Annotated in this window: 14 protein-coding genes and 1 tRNA gene; 5 read left to right on the top strand and 10 right to left on the bottom strand. The window is 69.5% G+C overall.

Going from position 1 to position 16,463, the window contains the following annotated elements:
• Positions 1 to 33: 33 nt before the first annotated feature.
• Positions 34 to 543 (top strand): hypothetical protein, encoded by a 510-nt coding sequence (locus tag ACW5DW_RS13080; RefSeq protein WP_457019428.1) that lies wholly within the window; start codon positions 34 to 36, stop codon positions 541 to 543.
• Positions 544 to 767: 224 nt separating this feature from the next.
• Here ACW5DW_RS13080 and hrpA read toward each other — a convergent pair whose 3' ends face one another.
• Positions 768 to 4,877: an ATP-dependent RNA helicase HrpA gene (hrpA, locus tag ACW5DW_RS13075; protein ID WP_457019426.1), complete on the bottom strand. Its 4,110-nt coding sequence runs from the start codon at positions 4,875 to 4,877 to the stop codon at positions 768 to 770.
• 86 nt (positions 4,878 to 4,963) lie between these two features.
• Here hrpA and ACW5DW_RS13070 point away from each other — a divergent pair, with 86 nt between their 5' ends.
• The 3 genes from ACW5DW_RS13070 (at position 4,964) to ACW5DW_RS13060 (ending at position 9,071) form a co-directional block, all read left to right on the top strand.
• Entirely contained in the window at positions 4,964 to 5,626 is a 663-nt protein-coding gene (locus tag ACW5DW_RS13070; protein WP_457019425.1) for a Dps family protein, read from the top strand.
• Positions 5,627 to 5,753: 127 nt separating this feature from the next.
• Positions 5,754 to 7,562: a DNA helicase RecQ gene (gene recQ, locus ACW5DW_RS13065; RefSeq protein ID WP_457019423.1), complete on the top strand. Its 1,809-nt coding sequence runs from the start codon at positions 5,754 to 5,756 to the stop codon at positions 7,560 to 7,562.
• A 114-nt stretch (positions 7,563 to 7,676) separates the two neighbouring features.
• A complete protein-coding gene (locus tag ACW5DW_RS13060; RefSeq protein WP_457019422.1) occupies positions 7,677 to 9,071 on the top strand; it encodes a sensor histidine kinase in 1,395 nt (464 codons plus the stop codon).
• On the opposite strand, the gene ACW5DW_RS13055 is transcribed toward ACW5DW_RS13060, so the two are convergent.
• A complete protein-coding gene (locus ACW5DW_RS13055; protein WP_457019420.1) occupies positions 9,053 to 9,766 on the bottom strand; it encodes a response regulator transcription factor in 714 nt (237 codons plus the stop codon). The genes ACW5DW_RS13060 and ACW5DW_RS13055 overlap by 19 nt on opposite strands.
• 80 nt (positions 9,767 to 9,846) lie before the next feature.
• Positions 9,847 to 9,922: transfer RNA gene (locus ACW5DW_RS13050), tRNA-Lys, on the bottom strand.
• Positions 9,923 to 10,014: 92 nt separating this feature from the next.
• Here ACW5DW_RS13050 and ACW5DW_RS13045 point away from each other — a divergent pair.
• A complete protein-coding gene (locus tag ACW5DW_RS13045) occupies positions 10,015 to 10,503 on the top strand; it encodes a group III truncated hemoglobin (protein ID WP_457019419.1) in 489 nt (162 codons plus the stop codon).
• On the opposite strand, the gene queC is transcribed toward ACW5DW_RS13045, so the two are convergent.
• The 7 genes from queC to ACW5DW_RS13010 all read right to left on the bottom strand — a co-directional run bounded on the left by queC (position 10,491) and on the right by ACW5DW_RS13010 (position 16,458).
• On the bottom strand, positions 10,491 to 11,159 hold the full coding sequence (queC, locus tag ACW5DW_RS13040; RefSeq protein ID WP_457019417.1) for a 7-cyano-7-deazaguanine synthase QueC: 669 nt from the start codon (positions 11,157 to 11,159) through the stop codon (positions 10,491 to 10,493). The two genes, ACW5DW_RS13045 and queC, sit on opposite strands and share 13 nt — an antisense overlap.
• A 230-nt stretch (positions 11,160 to 11,389) precedes the next feature.
• Positions 11,390 to 12,070 (bottom strand): 7-carboxy-7-deazaguanine synthase QueE, encoded by a 681-nt coding sequence (queE, locus tag ACW5DW_RS13035; protein ID WP_457019415.1) that lies wholly within the window; start codon positions 12,068 to 12,070, stop codon positions 11,390 to 11,392.
• Between the two features lie 3 nt (positions 12,071 to 12,073).
• A complete protein-coding gene (ybgF, locus tag ACW5DW_RS13030; protein WP_457019414.1) occupies positions 12,074 to 12,865 on the bottom strand; it encodes a tol-pal system protein YbgF in 792 nt (263 codons plus the stop codon).
• A 9-nt stretch (positions 12,866 to 12,874) separates the two neighbouring features.
• Positions 12,875 to 13,351, bottom strand: a complete 477-nt coding sequence (gene pal / locus ACW5DW_RS13025) for a peptidoglycan-associated lipoprotein Pal (RefSeq protein ID WP_457019580.1) — start codon at positions 13,349 to 13,351, stop codon at positions 12,875 to 12,877.
• A gap of 111 nt (positions 13,352 to 13,462) precedes the next feature.
• Positions 13,463 to 14,782: a Tol-Pal system beta propeller repeat protein TolB gene (tolB, locus tag ACW5DW_RS13020; protein ID WP_457019412.1), complete on the bottom strand. Its 1,320-nt coding sequence runs from the start codon at positions 14,780 to 14,782 to the stop codon at positions 13,463 to 13,465.
• A 253-nt stretch (positions 14,783 to 15,035) separates the two neighbouring features.
• Positions 15,036 to 16,025 (bottom strand): TonB C-terminal domain-containing protein, encoded by a 990-nt coding sequence (locus ACW5DW_RS13015; protein WP_457019410.1) that lies wholly within the window; start codon positions 16,023 to 16,025, stop codon positions 15,036 to 15,038.
• Complete coding sequence (locus ACW5DW_RS13010) at positions 16,015 to 16,458, bottom strand: ExbD/TolR family protein (RefSeq protein ID WP_457019408.1); 444 nt, start codon at positions 16,456 to 16,458, stop codon at positions 16,015 to 16,017. Before ACW5DW_RS13010 ends, ACW5DW_RS13015 begins: the two co-directional genes overlap by 11 nt.
• Between the last annotated feature and the right edge of the window lie 5 nt (positions 16,459 to 16,463).

The following is a 16,463-nucleotide window of genomic DNA, read 5'->3' as shown; positions in this document are numbered from 1 at the left end:
TACACTATCTGCCTCCCGCCACGAGGAACAGCCATGCGACCGATCCGCGCCCTGCTGCTGGCCACGCTGCTCGCCCTGCCCACCTTGGCCGCTGCCCAGCAGGCGCCGCCGCTGGAGCAGGCGATGAGCAGCACCGAGTTCAAGGCCGCCGGCCTGGACAAGCTCAGCGCGGAGGAACTGGCCCGGCTCAACGCCTGGCTCGACCGCCGCGTCGAGCAGCAGACCTCTGCCGCGGTGGCGGCCGCCGTCGAACAGGCGCGCGAGGAAGGCCGCAAGGAGGTCGTGACGGAGAACCGCGGCTTCTTCCACTTCGGCTCGCAGGAGCCGATCGAGGCCAGCATCGCCGGCGAGTTCGCAGGCTTCGGCAGCGGCAGGCGCTACACGCTCGACAACGGTCAGGTTTGGGAACAGACCGATTCGGCCACGCTGTCGGGCGTGCGCAAGACCAACCCCAAGGTGCGCATCAAGCCGGGCGTGATGGGCGTGTGGTGGCTGCGGATCGACGGCTACAACACGCAGGCGAAGGTGCAGCGGATCGAATAGGTCGCGGGCGCCTGGACAGTCACGCCAAGCCAGCATCTTTTTTAAGTTTGAGGGGGAAATCCCGCGACGGCGCGAGGTCGAGATTTCTCCCTGCGGTCGAAATGACAAGAGGTTTCGCGGCGGGAATGACGGGAGCTGTAGCGCCCCCGCGGTCGCAATGACAACGGGCTGCAGCGCCGCAATCGAAATGACGACGTGTGTTGCCCCGCCGCTTCGCGGCCGGCTCAGTCCAGCGCCGCGATCCGCGCCGCCAGCTTTTTCGCGGTCGTGCCGCCGCGGGCCGCCAGTTCCTGCGCGTAGGTGGCCACGCGCACTTCCTCCAGCTCCCAGCGCAGGGCGGCACGCGCTTCGGCGCTGCCACGGCTGGCCGACCCGGCTTCGTCCAGCGCGTCGACCAGCGGTTTGAGGTCGAGCATGCGCTGCTGGTCGCGCAGCGGATCGCGCTGGGCGCGTTCGGCGCGGACCGACAGCGCCTTGAGGTAGCGCGGATACGACTCCAGCGCGGCGGCCGGCGCGTCACGCAGGAAGCCCGGATGCGCGAGCGCGGACAGCTGCGCCTGCATGTCGTCGAGGTTGGCGCGCGCCCAGCCGATGAGCTTCGATTCCAGCCGGGCGCGCACTTCCGCCACCAGCGCCAGGATCGCTTCGGCCTGGCGCAACCGCTCACCTGCCTCGCCAAACAGGGCACGGCCGGCGGCGTCGCGGCGCGCGGCGAACGCGGCCGGATCGCGGATCTCGCCCAGACCCTCTGCCAGCAGCGCGGCCAGCGCCCCGTCGACCAGGTCCTCGCGCAGGCGGTCGCCGCCGCGTGCATCTCGACGAAGGTCGCCGGCGGACTCGATCGCGGCATACAGCAACGCCGTTTTCGGAGGCACGGGCAGCTGCTTGCGTGCCTGCTTCACCCGATCCTGCAGGGCGATGACGAGCAGCCGGCGAACGCCGCCCGCGTGCAGGCGTTTCGCGCGCGCCGGATCGGCGTGCACGGCCAGCGTCACGCTGTCGCCCGCGTCCTCGAGCGCCGGCCAGGCCGGCACGCCGCCTGCCCCGGGCACCGAGACGGGAATCGGCGACTCGGGGAACTCGCGCAGCCCGGTGCGCGCGAGTCCTTCGGCCGCGTGCGCGGAAAACGCATCGGCCGCACGCGCGCCGAAGCGTTCGCGCAACTCGTCCAGGTCGCGCGATTCGGCCAGTACCACGCCGCCGCCACGGCCGCGTGCGTCCACCAGCCGCAGGTTCGCGCGCAGGTGCGGCTCCAGTGCGGCCTCGTCGAAATCGCTGCCCAGCAGCTGCACGCCGGTCATGCGCGCCAAGAAACGCGCCAGCGTGCCGGTGAACGCATCGGCCTCGTCCGACCCGTGCGCCTGCGCGAACGCGCGGGCGAAGTCCGGCACCGGCACGAAGTTGCGGCGCAGCGCCTTGGGCAGGCCGCGGATCAGGGCCGCGGCCCTGTCGGCGACGAAGCCCGGTGCGAGCCACGACAGGCGCACCGGATCCAGCGCATTGAGCAGGTGCAGCGGCACCGACACCGTCATGCCGTCGTCCGGCGCGCCGGGTTCGAAGCGGTAGCGCACCGCCAGCCTCGCTTCGCCCAACGCCAGGAATGCGGGAAAGCGCACCGCGTCGGCGCCCTCGCCCATCAGCAGGTCGTCGCGCGACCACTCCAGCGCGCGCTTGCGCTCGGCCGGCTGCTTGCCGTACCAGGCATCGAGCGAGCGCGTATCGACGATCTCCGCCGGGATCCGGTCGGCATACCACTGGTGCATCCAGTCCTCGTCGACCACCAGCCCGGCGCGGCGCTGCTTGGCCTCCTCCTCGTGCGCGGCCTCCAGGGCCTTCAGGTTGCGCCCGATGAAGGGACTGCGCAGGTTGATCTCGCCCGTGACCAGCGCGTCGCGCAGGAACAGTTCGCGCGCCTCGGCCGGGTACAGGCGTCCATAGTCGACCGGCTTCTTCGGTGCCAGCACCAGGCCGAACAGGCTGACCTGCTCGCTGCCCAGCACCCGCCCCTGCGCGCGCGACCAGCGCGGATCATGGTGGCGACGCGCCAGCAGGTGCGGCAGCTCGGCGATCACCCAGTCCGGCTCGATCGCGGCATTGGTGATCGCCCAGACCTTTTCGGTGTCGAGCAGGGTTGCCGAAAGCACCCACGGCGGCGGCTTGCGCGCAAGCACCGAGCCCGGAAACAGCTGGAAGCGGCGTCCGCGCGGGCCTTCGTAGACCGTGCGTTCGCCCAGATGCCCGATCTGGGTGGGCAGGCCTGCGATCAGCGCGCGATGGAGCAGCGCGTAGCGCCTGGCAACTTCGCCCGGCGCGGAAAACCCGGGGCCAGAGTCGACTTTTCCTCCGTTTGCGGCGCCATCGACTGGATCTCCGGGGGAAGTCGACTCTGACCCCGGCTTTTCGTCGGCACGCGCAGCCCTGCCCCGCCGGCGGCCCGACGGCGCTGCCGCCTCCTCCGCCCACAGCTCCCCGGTCTGCAGCTTGAGCTGGCGATGCAGCTCGCGCCATTCGCGCATGCGCAGGAAGCCCAGGAAATGCTTCTCGCACCACTTGCGCAGCTGCGACTGGGTCAGCTCCTCGTGCGCTTCTCGATAAGCCTCCCACAGCTTCAGGATGCCGACGAACTCGCTTTTGGGATCCGCGAACAGCGCATGCGCATTGTCGGCCGCGGCGCGCTGGTCGGCGGGGCGTTCGCGCGGATCCTGGTTGCCCAGGAACGATGCGATCGCCAGCATCTCGTGCAGGCAGCCGTGGTGCTTTGCTGCGATCAGCATGCGTGCCAGCTTCACGTCCACCGGCAGGCGGGCCATCTGCCGGCCGATGTCGGTGAGCCTGCGCTCGCCGTCGACGGCGCCAAGTTCGGCCAGCTGCTGCCAGCCATCGGCCACCGCACGCGGATCGGGCGGCTCGACGAAGGGAAAAGCATCGATGTCGCCCAGGCCCAGCGACAGCATGCGCAGGATCACGCCGGCCAGCGCCGCGCGGCGGATCTCCGGATCGGTGTACTGCGGCCGCGACAGGAAATCGGCCTCGGCGTACAGCCGGATGCAGGTGCCCGGCGCGATGCGTCCGCATCGGCCCTTGCGCTGGTCGGCGCTGGCCTGCGACACGGGCTCGATGTGCAGGCGGTCGAGCTTCTGCCGCGGGCTGTAGCGCTTGATCCGCGCCAGGCCCGGGTCGACCACGTAATGGATGCGCGGCACGGTCAGCGAGGTCTCGGCGACATTGGTCGCCAGCACGATGCGCCGCTGCGGGCCGGGGTTGAACACGCGGTCCTGGTCGCGCGCCGACAGCCGCGCGTACAACGGCACAACTTCGGTATGGCGGTACTTGCGCCGCTCCAGCGCCTGGTGCGCGTCGCGGATCTCACGCTCGCCAGGCAGGAACACCAGGGTGTCGCCGGTGCCGCGCTCGCGCATGATTTCGTCGCAGGCGGCAACAATGCCGTCGAGCACGGAGATGGGGTCGGAGTCACTTTCCCCGGCGCGCTTCTTCGTGTCGATGTTCGCCTGGGGCGGAAGTGATTCCGGCCCCGAAGGCCCGTCCAGCGGCCGCCAGCGCAGCTCCACCGGATAGCCGCGTCCCTCCACGTCCACCACCGGCGCATCGTCGAAATGTTGCGAGAAGCGCTCGGTGTCGATCGTGGCCGAGGTCACGATCAGCTTGAGGTCGCGGCGCTTGCGCAGCAACTGCTTGAGATAGCCCAGCAGGAAGTCGATGTTGAGGCTGCGCTCGTGCGCCTCGTCGATGATGATCGTGTCGTAGCGCGAGAGCCAGCGGTCGGACGCGATCTCGGCCAACAGGATGCCGTCGGTCATGAACTTGACCACGGTGTCCTCGGAAATGTTGTCGTTGAAGCGGACCTGGTAGCCGACCAGGCCGCCCATCGGCACCTGCAGCTCCTCGGCCACACGCCGGGCCACCGCGCGCGCGGCGATGCGCCGCGGCTGGGTGCAGCCAATCATGCCGGCGGCGCCGCGCCCGGCCTGCAGGCACAGCTTGGGCAGCTGGGTGGTCTTGCCCGAGCCGGTCTCGCCGGCGACCACCACCACCTGATGGGCGCGCACCAGCTCGACGATCCGCTCGGCCTGGGTCGCGATCGGCAGGCCCTCGGCCACCGGCGCAGCCGGCAGCCGCGCTGCGCGTGCCTCGCGCGCCGCAACCGATGCCTGCAGCGCCGTGGCGAACGCCGCCTCCGCATCGGCATGGGCGGGCTTCGCGTTCCAGCGCGACCACAGCCCCAGCAGGCGGCCACGGTCGCGCGACAGCGCGCCGTCAACCGCGCGCCGCGCCTGCGTTAACGCCGCCGTCGCGGGTCCGCGCCTAGACTCCATCGGCACCCTTGCAAGCGCGGCAACCGTTCGCATATTCGTTGTGCATGGCCGTATTGTCGCCAAAACCACCTGACCGGAGTTCCACCATGTCCAAGAGCACGTCGACCAAGTCCAAGTCCGCCAAGGGCGGGAAGACCGGCAAGCCCGGGAAGTCCGAAAAATCATCCAGCCCCGCCAAGCCCTTAGAAGCGGCGGCGGCGGACAACGGCAAGTCCGGCGGCCGTGCAGCGACCCTCGTACCGTCCGCCTCGCCCGCGGCGGGCAGCAGCGGCCCCGCGATCGACATCGGCATTTCCACCGAGGACCGCCAGGCCATCGCCACCGAGCTGGCGCGCTTCCTGGCCGACGCCTACACCCTGTACCTGAAGACCCACAACTTCCACTGGAACGTGACCGGGCCGATGTTCAACGCCCTGCACAACATGTTCGAAGCCCAGTACACCGAACAGTGGAACGCGCTGGACGACATCGCGGAGCGGATCCGCGCGCTCGGCTACAACGCGCCGGGTTCGTACGCCGAATTCATCAAGCTTTCCTCGATCAGGGAAGAGCCGGGCGCCACCGAGGCACCGGACTGGCGCGAGATGGTGCGCCAGCTGGTCGTCGGCAACGAGGCGGTCTGCCGCAGCGCACGCAAGGCGCTCGACGTCGCCGATGACGCCGACGACGCGCCGACCGAGGACCTGCTGGTGCAGCGCCTGCAGACCCACGAGAAGTACGCCTGGATGCTGCGCTCGCTGCTGCAGTAGGTATCCGGCCCATCGCGCCCGCAGGGCGCAGCACCCTGGCGACGGCGCGGCAACGCGCCGTCGTCGTATCACGGGTCGGCCGCTTTTCCTACAAGCCATGCCGTCCCGGGCTGGCTATCCTGTGCGCATGAGTTCGAACGCGCACCACCTGCTTGAAAAGATCTTCGGCCACCGCGAGTTCCGCGGCGAGCAGGGCGAAATCGTCCGCCATGTCGCCGAAGGCAACGACGCCCTGGTGCTGATGCCCACCGGCGGCGGCAAATCACTGTGTTACCAGCTGCCGGCGCTGCTGCGCGATGGCGTGGCGATCGTGGTCTCGCCGCTGATCGCGCTGATGCAGGACCAGGTGGACGCGCTGCGCCAGCTTGGCGTGCGCGCCGCCTTCCTCAATTCCAGCCTGGATGCCGCCGCCGCGCAGGCGGTCGAACGGCAGCTGCTGGCCGGCGAGCTCGACCTGCTCTACGTCGCCCCCGAGCGCCTGCTCACGCCGCGGTTCCTGTCCCTGCTCGAGCGCGCCACGTTGGCCCTGTTCGCCATCGACGAGGCGCACTGTGTGTCGCAGTGGGGCCACGATTTCCGCCCCGAATATCGCGAGCTGACGATCCTGCACGAGCGCTGGCCCGGCGTGCCGCGCATCGCCCTGACCGCCACCGCCGACCCGCCCACCCAGCGCGAGATCGCCGAGCGCCTGCAGTTGCAGGACGCGCGCCGCTTTGTCAGCTCCTTCGACCGACCCAACATCCGCTACACCGTGGTGCAAAAGGAGAACGCGAAGCGCCAGCTGCTGGATTTCCTCGAGCCCCACCGCGGCGCGGCCGGCATCGTCTACTGCCTGTCGCGGCGCAAGGTCGAGGAGACCGCCGAGTTCCTCGCCGGCAACGGCATCGACGCGGTGCCCTACCACGCCGGCATGGATTCGGCGCGGCGCTCCGCCAACCAGCGCCGCTTCCTGCGCGGCGAGGGCGTGGTGGTGGTCGCGACCATCGCCTTCGGCATGGGCATCGACAAGCCGGACGTACGCTTCGTGGCCCACACCGACCTGCCCAAGTCGATCGAAGGCTACTATCAGGAAACCGGCCGCGCCGGCCGCGATGGCGAGCCCGCAGAGGCATGGATGTGTTACGGCCTGGGCGACCTGGTGCTGCTGCGGCAGATGATCGAGCAGTCCGAGTCCGGCCCGGAGCGCAAACGACTGGAGCACCGCAAGCTCGACTCGCTGGTGGGCTACTGCGAAACCATGCGCTGCCGCCGCCAGGTGCTGCTGGACAATTTCGGCGAGACGCTGCCGCAGGCCTGCGGCAACTGCGACAACTGCATCGCGCCGCCCGAGTCCTGGGACGGGACCGAGGCCGCGCGCAAGGCACTGAGCTGCGTCTACCGCACCGGCCAGCGCTTCGGCGCCGCGCACCTGATCGACGTGCTGCGCGGCGGCGACACCGAGCGCATCCACCAGTTCGGCCACGACCGCCTGCCCGTCTACGGCATCGGCGGCGATATCGACGCACGCGCCTGGCGCGGCGTGTTCCGCCAGCTGGTCGCGCTGGGACTGCTCGAGGTCGATGCCGAAGGCCACGGCGGCCTGCGCCTGGCCGAGGCCAGCCGCGCGGTGCTGCGCGGCGAGCAGCCCGTGCTGCTGCGCAAGGACTCGCTGCGAAAGCGCGGGCGCAGCGAGTCGCGCGCGGCCCGCCGGGCGGTCGAAGTTGCGGCCCAGGACCAGCCACTGTTTGAAGCGCTGCGCGCGCTGCGCACCCGGCTGGCGCGCGAACAGGGCGTGCCGCCCTACGTGATCTTCCACGACGCCACCCTGCGCGAGATCGCGCGCCTGCGGCCGCACACGCCGGGCGACCTGGCCCTGATCGGCGGCATCGGCGCCGGCAAGATCGAGCGCTATGGCGACGAGGTGCTGGATACGGTGGCGGAGAGCGAGGCGGCCTGAGCCGAAGACGAGCGGCCGTCCCCGGGCCGGCGGCTGTACAAGCCCGCGTGCAACTGGTCTGCTGGCGGCCGGACCAAAGTCGATGGAGCCAGTGTGCCAGTACGAATGCGTTGGATGAGGCAGCTCGAGGCCTGGTTCCGCCGCCCGCCGATCGAGGATCCAGTCGACCGGCGCAACGCGCCGATGCTGCAGATCGTGTTGATCGTGCTGGGAACGACGCCGGTCCTGGCCTGGCTGTACCGCATCTTCGGCACCGACATTCCGTGGCGGCCAGGCGAAAGCGCGAGCCTGGCGGCGAGCCTGGTGATCGTCGCAGTCGCGCTGTCGAGCCTCTACCTCGTGCGGCTGGGCCGGTTCCAGTGGGCGATCCGCCAACTGCTGGCCGTGGTCGCCGCGAGCATGCTGTTCACCTACGCCGCCGGCGGCCTCAGCGCCCAGGTGTACGAGCAGCCGATCCAGGTGATGTGGATGTTCGTGGCCGGGATGGCGATCGGCCGCCGCGCACTGTGGGCGATGTACCTGGTCCTCGCGCTGGCCATGTTCCTGGGCGCATGGACCGAGGCGACGCAGGCAGGCAACCCAGCCGCCGCCCTGCTGGTCGATGCCGCCATCCGCTCTGTGATCTTCCTGGTGATCGCCGTGGTGGTCGACCGCAGCACCAGCGCGCTGCGTGACAGCCTGGAGGCTGCCACCCGCCGCGGCCGCGAGCTCACGCTCGCGAACCTGCAGCTGCAGGCGGAGATCGCGGCCCGCGAGCGCACCCAGGAGCAACTGCTGCATGCGCAGAAGGTCGAGGCGATCGGGCGCATGGCCAGTGGCCTCGCACACGACTTCAACCACCTGCTTGCGCTGATCCTGGGCCATGTCGACCAGGCCCGCCATGCCGGAGACCCGGGGCGCGCGACCGAGGCGGTGACCGGCATCGAACTTGCCGCGCGTCGCGCCGGCGCTCTCACCCACCAGTTGCTCAACTTCAGCCGCTACGACGCCACGCGCGCGGTCCGTTTCGATGCCCGCGACGCGATGGCCGAACTCGAGCCGATGTTGCGGCAGACGTTGGGGCGCCGGATCCAGCTCGCGCTCATCCTGCCGCCCCAGCCCTGCCCCATCATCTTCGACGAGGCGCAGTTCGGCCTGATGCTCCTCAACCTCGCCAGCAACTCGGCCCAGGCGATCGAAGGTGCAGGCACGTTCGAGGTGCAACTGCGGCCACGGCCGGCGCAGGATTCGCTCGAGATCCTCGTGCGCGACGACGGGCCGGGCATTCCCGGGGAACTGCAGGCGAGGGTCCTGGAGCCGTTCTTCACCACCAAGCCTGCGGGACAGGGGACCGGTCTGGGACTGTTCCTGGTGCAACGCCTGGTGCAGGAATCAGCCGGCGACATGCACCTTCGCAGTACACCCGACACAGGGACCTGCATCACGATCCGGCTGCCGCTCGCCGCGGTCGAAGACGAGGCCGAAGACCCCGCGGACGAAGTGGAGGCCAGTTACCAGACCAGCGCGTAACCCAGCCCGCGGACCGCCCTCAGCGGCAGTTCCACACCGGCCTGCTGCAGGCATTTGCGGCGCAGCCGGTAGACCAGCGTCTCCAGCCTGTGCGAGTCGAAATCGTGCGCGTCCACGGTCAGCTGCCCCATCAGCGCCTTGCGCGATACCGGCACGCCAGGTGCCGCGGCCAGCGCGAGGAGCACCTGCCGTTCGGCCATGTTGAGTTCCACTTCCCCCTTGCCCGCCGCCAGAATGCGCCAGCCATCGGCATCCAGCCGCCAGCGGCCGGAGGTGTCCTCCGCGGTCGCCTCGTCGTTGGCCTCTCTGCCCGGCATTGCCGGCACGTCGCCCAGCGTCCTGGTGGCAGCGACCCGGGTGGCCAGGTTGCGCAGCACGGCGACCAGTTCGGGCATGCCCACCGGCTTGCCCAGATATGTATCCGCACCAGCCTCCAGCCCGCGCACGCGGTCGGCCGGCGCAACGTGGCCGGTCAACATCACGATTCCCATCGTTGGCGCCACCTCGCGCAGGTGCCGGGCGATGGCATAGCCGCAGTCATCGGGCAGGCCGACGTCAAGCAGCACCAGGTCGAAGGAACGCGAGGCCAAGGCCCGGTACAGTTCCAGCGCACTGCCCATCGCAGTGACCTCGAATTCCGAGCGCTCCAGCGTCGGCGCCAGGATCGCATCCCGGTATTCGGGATCGTCCTCCACAACTGCAATGCTCGTTCTGCCCAACGTCGCGATCGCTCCCGGTTCCGGGCCAGGGACGCACCCTGGCCGCGTGTCCCGACTGGTGGGCCGTGATGGATTCGAACCATCGACCAGCGGATTAAAAGTCCGATGCTCTACCGACTGAGCTAACGGCCCCTGCAGTCACGGAATTATATGTCATGCGTCGTGCGGACCCGCGGCTGACCTGGGTCAAGGCCCGTGCAGCGGCGCATGGGCATACTGGTCGCATGCTCACTCCAGGCACCCGCTCCCCGTCGCCCCAGCCGCCCGGCGATGGCGACCACGTTCCCGACGAAGCCGCCATCGCGCGTCTGGTGCACGCGTTCTATGCCCGCGCACGTGCGGACTGGCTGCTGGGTCCGGTGTTCGAGACCGCGGTGGACGACTGGTCCGAACACCTCGACACGCTGGTGCGTTTCTGGTGCTCGGTGCTGCTGCGCGCGGGCAGTTACCGCGGCAACCCCATGGCCGCGCACCGGCCGCTTGACGTGGGCGATCAGCATTTCGCGCGCTGGCTGGCGCTGTGGGACGCAACCGCGCGCGACGTACTCACCCCGGTCCAGGCCCGGCACGTGTTCGAGACCGCACAACGCATCGCCCGGTCGCTGCGCATCGGGCTGGACATCGATCCGCTGCGGCGCGACCGGCGCGATGCGGGCGGCCCGGGTTGCGCCCACGCGCATGCCCACGCCAGCGGGCGCGATCAGCCCGCGTAACGGGTCGGATCGGCAACGCCCGCAGTCTCGAAGCCTTCGGCGCGCAGGCGACAAGCATCGCAATGCGCGCAGGCGCGGCCGGCATCATCGGCGCGGTAGCAGGAGACGGTTGCGCCGAAGTCCACGCCCAGGCGCGCGCCCTCCTGCACGATCTCCGCCTTGCCCAGGTGCAGCAGCGGCGCATGCACGCGGATCCCGGCACCCTCGACCCCGGCCTTCGTCGCCACGTTGGCCAGCCGCTCGAAGGCTTCGATGAATTCGGGACGGCAGTCCGGATAACCGGAATAGTCGACCGCGTTGACGCCACAGAACAGATCGCTGGCGCCCAGCACTTCGGCCCAGCCCAGGGCCAGCGACAGCATGATGGTGTTGCGCGCCGGCACGTAGGTCACCGGGATGCCGGGCCCGCCGGCTTCCGGCACCTCGATGTCGTCGGTCAGGGCGGATCCGCCGAAGGCGCGCAGGTCGACCTTGACGGTCTTGTGTTCGACGGCGCCCAGCATCGCGGACACGCGGCCGGCGGCCTCGAGCTCGGAGGTGTGGCGCTGGCCATAGCTCAGGCTCAGGGCGTGCACGGCAAAGCCCTGCTCGCGCGCGATGGCCAGGACGACGGCGGAATCCATGCCGCCAGAGACGAGGACGACTGCTTTTTTCATGGGATTCTGACTTCGGATCGTGGATTCAGTCTGGGTCAGCGGTGCTGGCGAGCCGCGGTTGTCATCCCGAGCGCAGTGAGGGACCTGCATTCCCCGGCACTGCCGGGATCCCTCGCTGCGCTCGGGATGACATTCCGGTGTCTGGAACTTTCACGGGAACGCTCGGGTCCGTGACGACGCTTCCAGGCACGCCTCGCGCACCCGCACGACAACCGCCTGCGAACGTCGCTTCAGCGCCCGGGTTCGTCATTCCACAGCAGCTTGTGCAGTTGCATCTGGAATTTCACCGGCAGGCGGTCGGCGACGATCCAGTCGGCCAGGTCGGTCGGCGAGAGCTCGGACTTGCTCGGCGAGAACAGCACGTCGCAGCGGGCATGCAGTGCACGCGCGTGCAGCACCTCGCGCGCCCACTCGTAGTCGGCACGGCTGCAGATGACGAACTTCACCTGGTCGTGCGGCGTGAGTAGCGGGACGTTTTCCCAGCGGTTGCGCGCCACCTCGCCCGATGCCGGCGTCTTGATGTCCAGCACCCGCGATACCCGCGGGTCGACCCCTCCGATGTCGATCGCGCCGCTGGTTTCCAGCGATACCACGTAACCGGCGTCGCACAGGCGCGAGAGCAACGGCAGGCAGCGCTTCTGCGCCAGCGGCTCGCCGCCGGTCACGCAGACGTGGCGCACGCCGAAGCCGGCCACCTCGGACAGGATCGAGTCGATCTCGCGCCACTCGCCGCCGTGGAAGGCATAGGCGGTGTCGCAGTACACGCAGCGCAGCGGGCAGCCGGTCAGGCGCACGAACACGGTGGGCCAGCCTGCGTCGCGGGCTTCGCCCTGCAGTGACAGGAAGACCTCGGTGATCTTCAGCCGGTCAGCCGTCGATGCGGCGGCCGCATCGGGCACGACGGCATCCATGGCTCAGCGGCTGGCGCGCGCGAGCTGGATCGCGTGCAGGCGATCTTCGGCAGTGCGCGCCGCGTCGGTGCCGGGATACTGGGCCAGCACCTGCGACAGGGTCGCCTCGGCGCCGTCCAGGTCGCGCAGCCCGTATTGCGACAGGCCGATCTTGAGCAGCGCGCCCGGCGTCTTGTCGTGGGTCGGGTGCCGCGCCACCAGCGCCTGGAACTGCTCCCGCGCCAGTTCGTAGTTCTGGGTGACGTAGTAGCTTTCGCCCAGCCAGTAGCGGGCGTTGGGCGCATACACACCTTCAGCGTGCGTGCGCAGGAAATCCTGGAACAGCTGGGCGGACTCGGCATAGTTGCCGGCCTTGAGCGCGTCGAACGCAGTCTCGTAGGCACCGCGTTCGCCGGCCGTGTTCACCAGCAGGCCGGCATCACCGTGCACCGCCGGCGGGGTGTCGCGTGGGGCGGCGGCAGGCGCCGCTCCGACGGGTTGCTCGCCCAGTGCAGGCGGCGGCAGGCCCGCGCCCTCAAGCCGGTTGAGGCGGCCGTCGAGGTCGAGGTACTGGCTACGGCCGGTCGACTTGAGCTGCTCGTTCTGATGCTGCAGCTCTTCCACCTGCGAGCGCAGGGACTGGACCTCGCTGCGCAGCTCGGTCAGCTGGTTGAGCAGGTCGACGTTGCCGCGGTTGTCGGCAGCCCGCTGCTCGAGCACGGCGACGCGATCGGCCAGGCTTGGCCGTTGGGCGGACGCGGGCGCGGCGGCCATGAAGGCCGCCGCGAACGCGATTGGAACAAGGAAAGCACGCATCTTCGCGTCTTACTTCGCCGTGTAGACGATCTCGACGCGACGGTTCTTCGCCCAGCAGTCCTCGTTGGAGTCGGTGCAGCTCGGACGCTCTTCGCCATAGCTGACCACGGTCAGCTGGCCACCGGAGCCACCGTTGGCCTGCAGGGCCGACGACACCGCATTGCCGCGACGCTCACCCAGGCCGAGGTTGTACTCGCGGCTGCCGCGCTCGTCGGCATGGCCTTCCAGCGTGGCGCGCGAGGACGGACGATCACGCAGGTACTTGGCGTGGCACGACATGGCGGCCTGGAACTCCGGACGCAGGGCGTCACGATCCAGGTCGAAGTACACAACGCGCTGACGCAGGCAGGCGTCGGTGTCGAGGTCCGAGGGGCCATATGCACCCGGAGCGGTGGTTCCATCCGTCTGGGCTGGCGGCGTCGCCGTGTCGACCGGGGGGGCTTCCTTGACCTTCTTGGAGCAAGCGGCCATGGCCACGCACATCATTGCGATGAGCAGGGCCTTGCCAAACACGGCAGACTTATGGGTGTTCATTCTCGTCGATCCTCGGGCGTTGAAACGGACGTTCAGGTTGATTGAATGGCTGTGCAGAACGTGTCAGCGCGGGGTCCGGTAAGGTCCCCATGCGGGCTCGCGTACATCTCCGTCGGCCAGGACCAGGCGCTGTCGCACGCGGCCATCGGCTGACACAGCATACAGGACACCCCGCCGCCCTTCACGCGCCGCATAGAGGATCATGCTGGCGTTGGGCGCAAAGCTGGGGGACTCGTCGAGCGAGCCCGGGGAGATGGTCGACCAGCGTGGCGAACCCATGCTGCGGTCCATCACCGCGACGCGGTAGGAGTTGCCTGCGCCCTGTGCCACTGCGATCTTCTGGCCATCCCAGGAGATGCTTGGATCGGCGTTGTAGTTGCCCTCGAACGTCACCCGGCTGGCGCCGCCGCCCGAGGCCGGCGCCTGGTAGATCTGGGGCCGGCCACCGCGGTCGGAGGTGAAGTAGATGCTGTTGCCGTCCGGGCTCCACGCCGGCGAGGTGTCGATGCCGAACTGGTTGGTGATCTGGGTCAGCGCCTTGCTGCCCAGGTCCATCACGTAGATCTCGGGGTTGCCGCTGCGCGAGAGGGTCAGCGCCAGCTTGCGGCCGTCGGGCGAGAACGCCGGGCCACTGTTGATGCCGCGGAAGCTCGACACGAGCTCGCGGCTGCCGGTGGTGATGTCCTGGATGTAGATCGAGGAGTTGCCGCGCTCGAAGCTCACATAGGCCAGCTTGCGTCCATCCGGGCTCCAGGCGGGCGACAGCAGCGGCTCGTTGGAGCGCACCACGGTCTGCGGGTTGTAGCCGTCCGCATCGGCAACCATCAGCGCGTAGCGCGAGCCCTGCCCCACGCCGGTAGCGGTGACGTAGGCGATGCGCGTCCAGAACGCGCCACGCACGCCGAGGATCTTCTCGTAGATGGCGTCCGAGATCTGGTGGGCGACGTCGCGCATGGCGCTGCCGCGCGCAGTCAGCGCAAGGCCGAGCAGGCGTTCCTGCCTGGCGACGTCGAACAGCTCGTACTCGACACGGTAGCTGCCTTCGGCCGCGTCGGCCACGCGACCGACCACCAGGAAGTCCTGGCGCAGCGCGCGCCAGGCGGGATAGTCGACCTCCGAGCCGCGCGTCGGCCGGCTGGCCATGTCGCGTTCGGGCAGGGAACGGAACTGGCCCGAACGCTCGAGGTCGGCGCGCACCACTGCGGCGACGTCGGTCTCCGGCGCGGTTCCACCGCCCTGGTAGGGCATCGGCACGATCGCGATCGGCAGGGCCGAGGCGTTGCCGCCGATGATGTCGATCTCCAGTCCCTGCTGCTGTGCGGCCGCGGCGAACGGCAGCAACAGTGTGAGCATGGCGAACAGGCAGCGTTTGGCGAAGGTCATCGGGGAGGTCCCTTGCAGCGTTTCAGTAGGCGGACGACAGCTTGGCCGCGAATCGTCGCATGAAGATGAACGGGGGATGGATTCCGGCAGCCGCGAGGCGGGCCGTCGAGCTCTGTAGGAGCGGCTTCAGCCGCGATCGCCCTGACAGCCTCGCAGAGCATCCGGCATCCTTCGCGGCTGAAGCCGCTCCTACAGCACGCGACAGGCACTCGGCGCACGATATCTGCACGGTCGTGAAGGCGCGATGCGAAGCTCAGCGATCCTGCGCCTGGAAATTCAGCGTGATCGTGCGCTGGAACACCGACTCGAAGCCGACATAAGGCAGTGGCTGCGCCTTGAGCACCGCCGCTTCGACCGAGCGACGGCCGAGTTCGTCGTAGGGACAGGATGGATCCACCCTGGCTTCCACCACTTCGCCGCCGGGAATCTGGCGAATGACGATGCGGCAGCGCTGTCCGATCGCGACCGTGTCCGGCCTGGTCCAGTTGCGCAGGATCGCTTCCTGCAGCGCGGCCGCGTAACGCGCCGACAGCCCGGTATCCACGCCCTGGTTGCCGGGAGGCGGCGGCGCCGAAGCGGACTGCTGGGACTGCTGCGAGGCCTGCCGCGCCTCGCGGTCGGCGATCTGCTGCAGCCGCTGTTGCGTCTGGCGCTGCTCTTGCTCCAGCTTCTTCTGCTCGGCGCGGATCTTCTCCAGCCGCTGCAACGCCAGGCGGCGCTTCTGCTCGGCCTCTTCCTGGCGCTTGCGCTCGGTCAGGTCGATCTGTTCCTGGCGGCGCTTCTCCTCCTGCTCGCGCAGCACGCGCGCCCGTTCGAGCTCGCCGTCGCGGCGCACCTCTTCCTGGTCGACGGGCGCGGGCTCCGGCACGCGCGCCTGCGGGGTGGGCTGCGGTTCGACCGGCGCCTCCTCCGGCAACGGCGCGGGCAGCGGCTGCGGAGGCGGCGGCACCACCTCCTCCAGCACCGGATCGGGCAACGGCTGCACGACAGGTTCGGGCAGCGGCTCGGGCTCGATCGCCAGCGCACGCTCCACGGCGCGCTGGTCGGTGCTGGACACGTCCAGCACCGCCTCCATCGACGGCGCGCCGGCCACGCTGATGCGGTCCGGGTCCCAGTTCAGCAGCGGCGACAGCAGCAGGATCGCCAGCACCAGCACGTGCACGACGATGGCCCAGGCGATCGCTCGGCCCAGGCCTTCCTCTTGCTGCGCCCCGCCGGGACGCTGGAAAGCGTCAGCGTGCATCACCGCCCGCGTTGGTCATCAGGCTGACATTGCTGACCTTGGCACGGCGCAGCACGTCCATCGCATCGAGCACGGTCTGGTAGGGGGCGCTGCCCTGCGCGGCCACCATCACCCGCAGCTCGTTGCCCTGCTGCTCGCGGATCGGCGCGAGCATGGCCTCCATCTGCGTGGAATCGACGATGCGGGGGCCGCCGTCGCCGGGCAACTGCAGGCCCAGGCTGCCGTCGGGATAGGCGATCACGATCACCGGGTCGGTGCGCTCCTGCGTCGCCCGCGCCTCGGACGAGGGCAGCTTGACGTCCACGCTCAACGTCAGCAGGGGCGCGGTCACCATGAAGATGATCAGCAGCACGAGCATCACGTCGATGTAGGGCACGACGTTGATCTCGGACTTCAGCTTGCGCCGCTTGCGGTGGATGATGTTTCCGGCCATGGCCT

The organism is Luteimonas sp. A482, from assembly GCF_054072655.1.
Note: the sequence above shows the minus strand (reverse complement) of the source record. Positions and strands in the feature narration are given on the sequence as shown.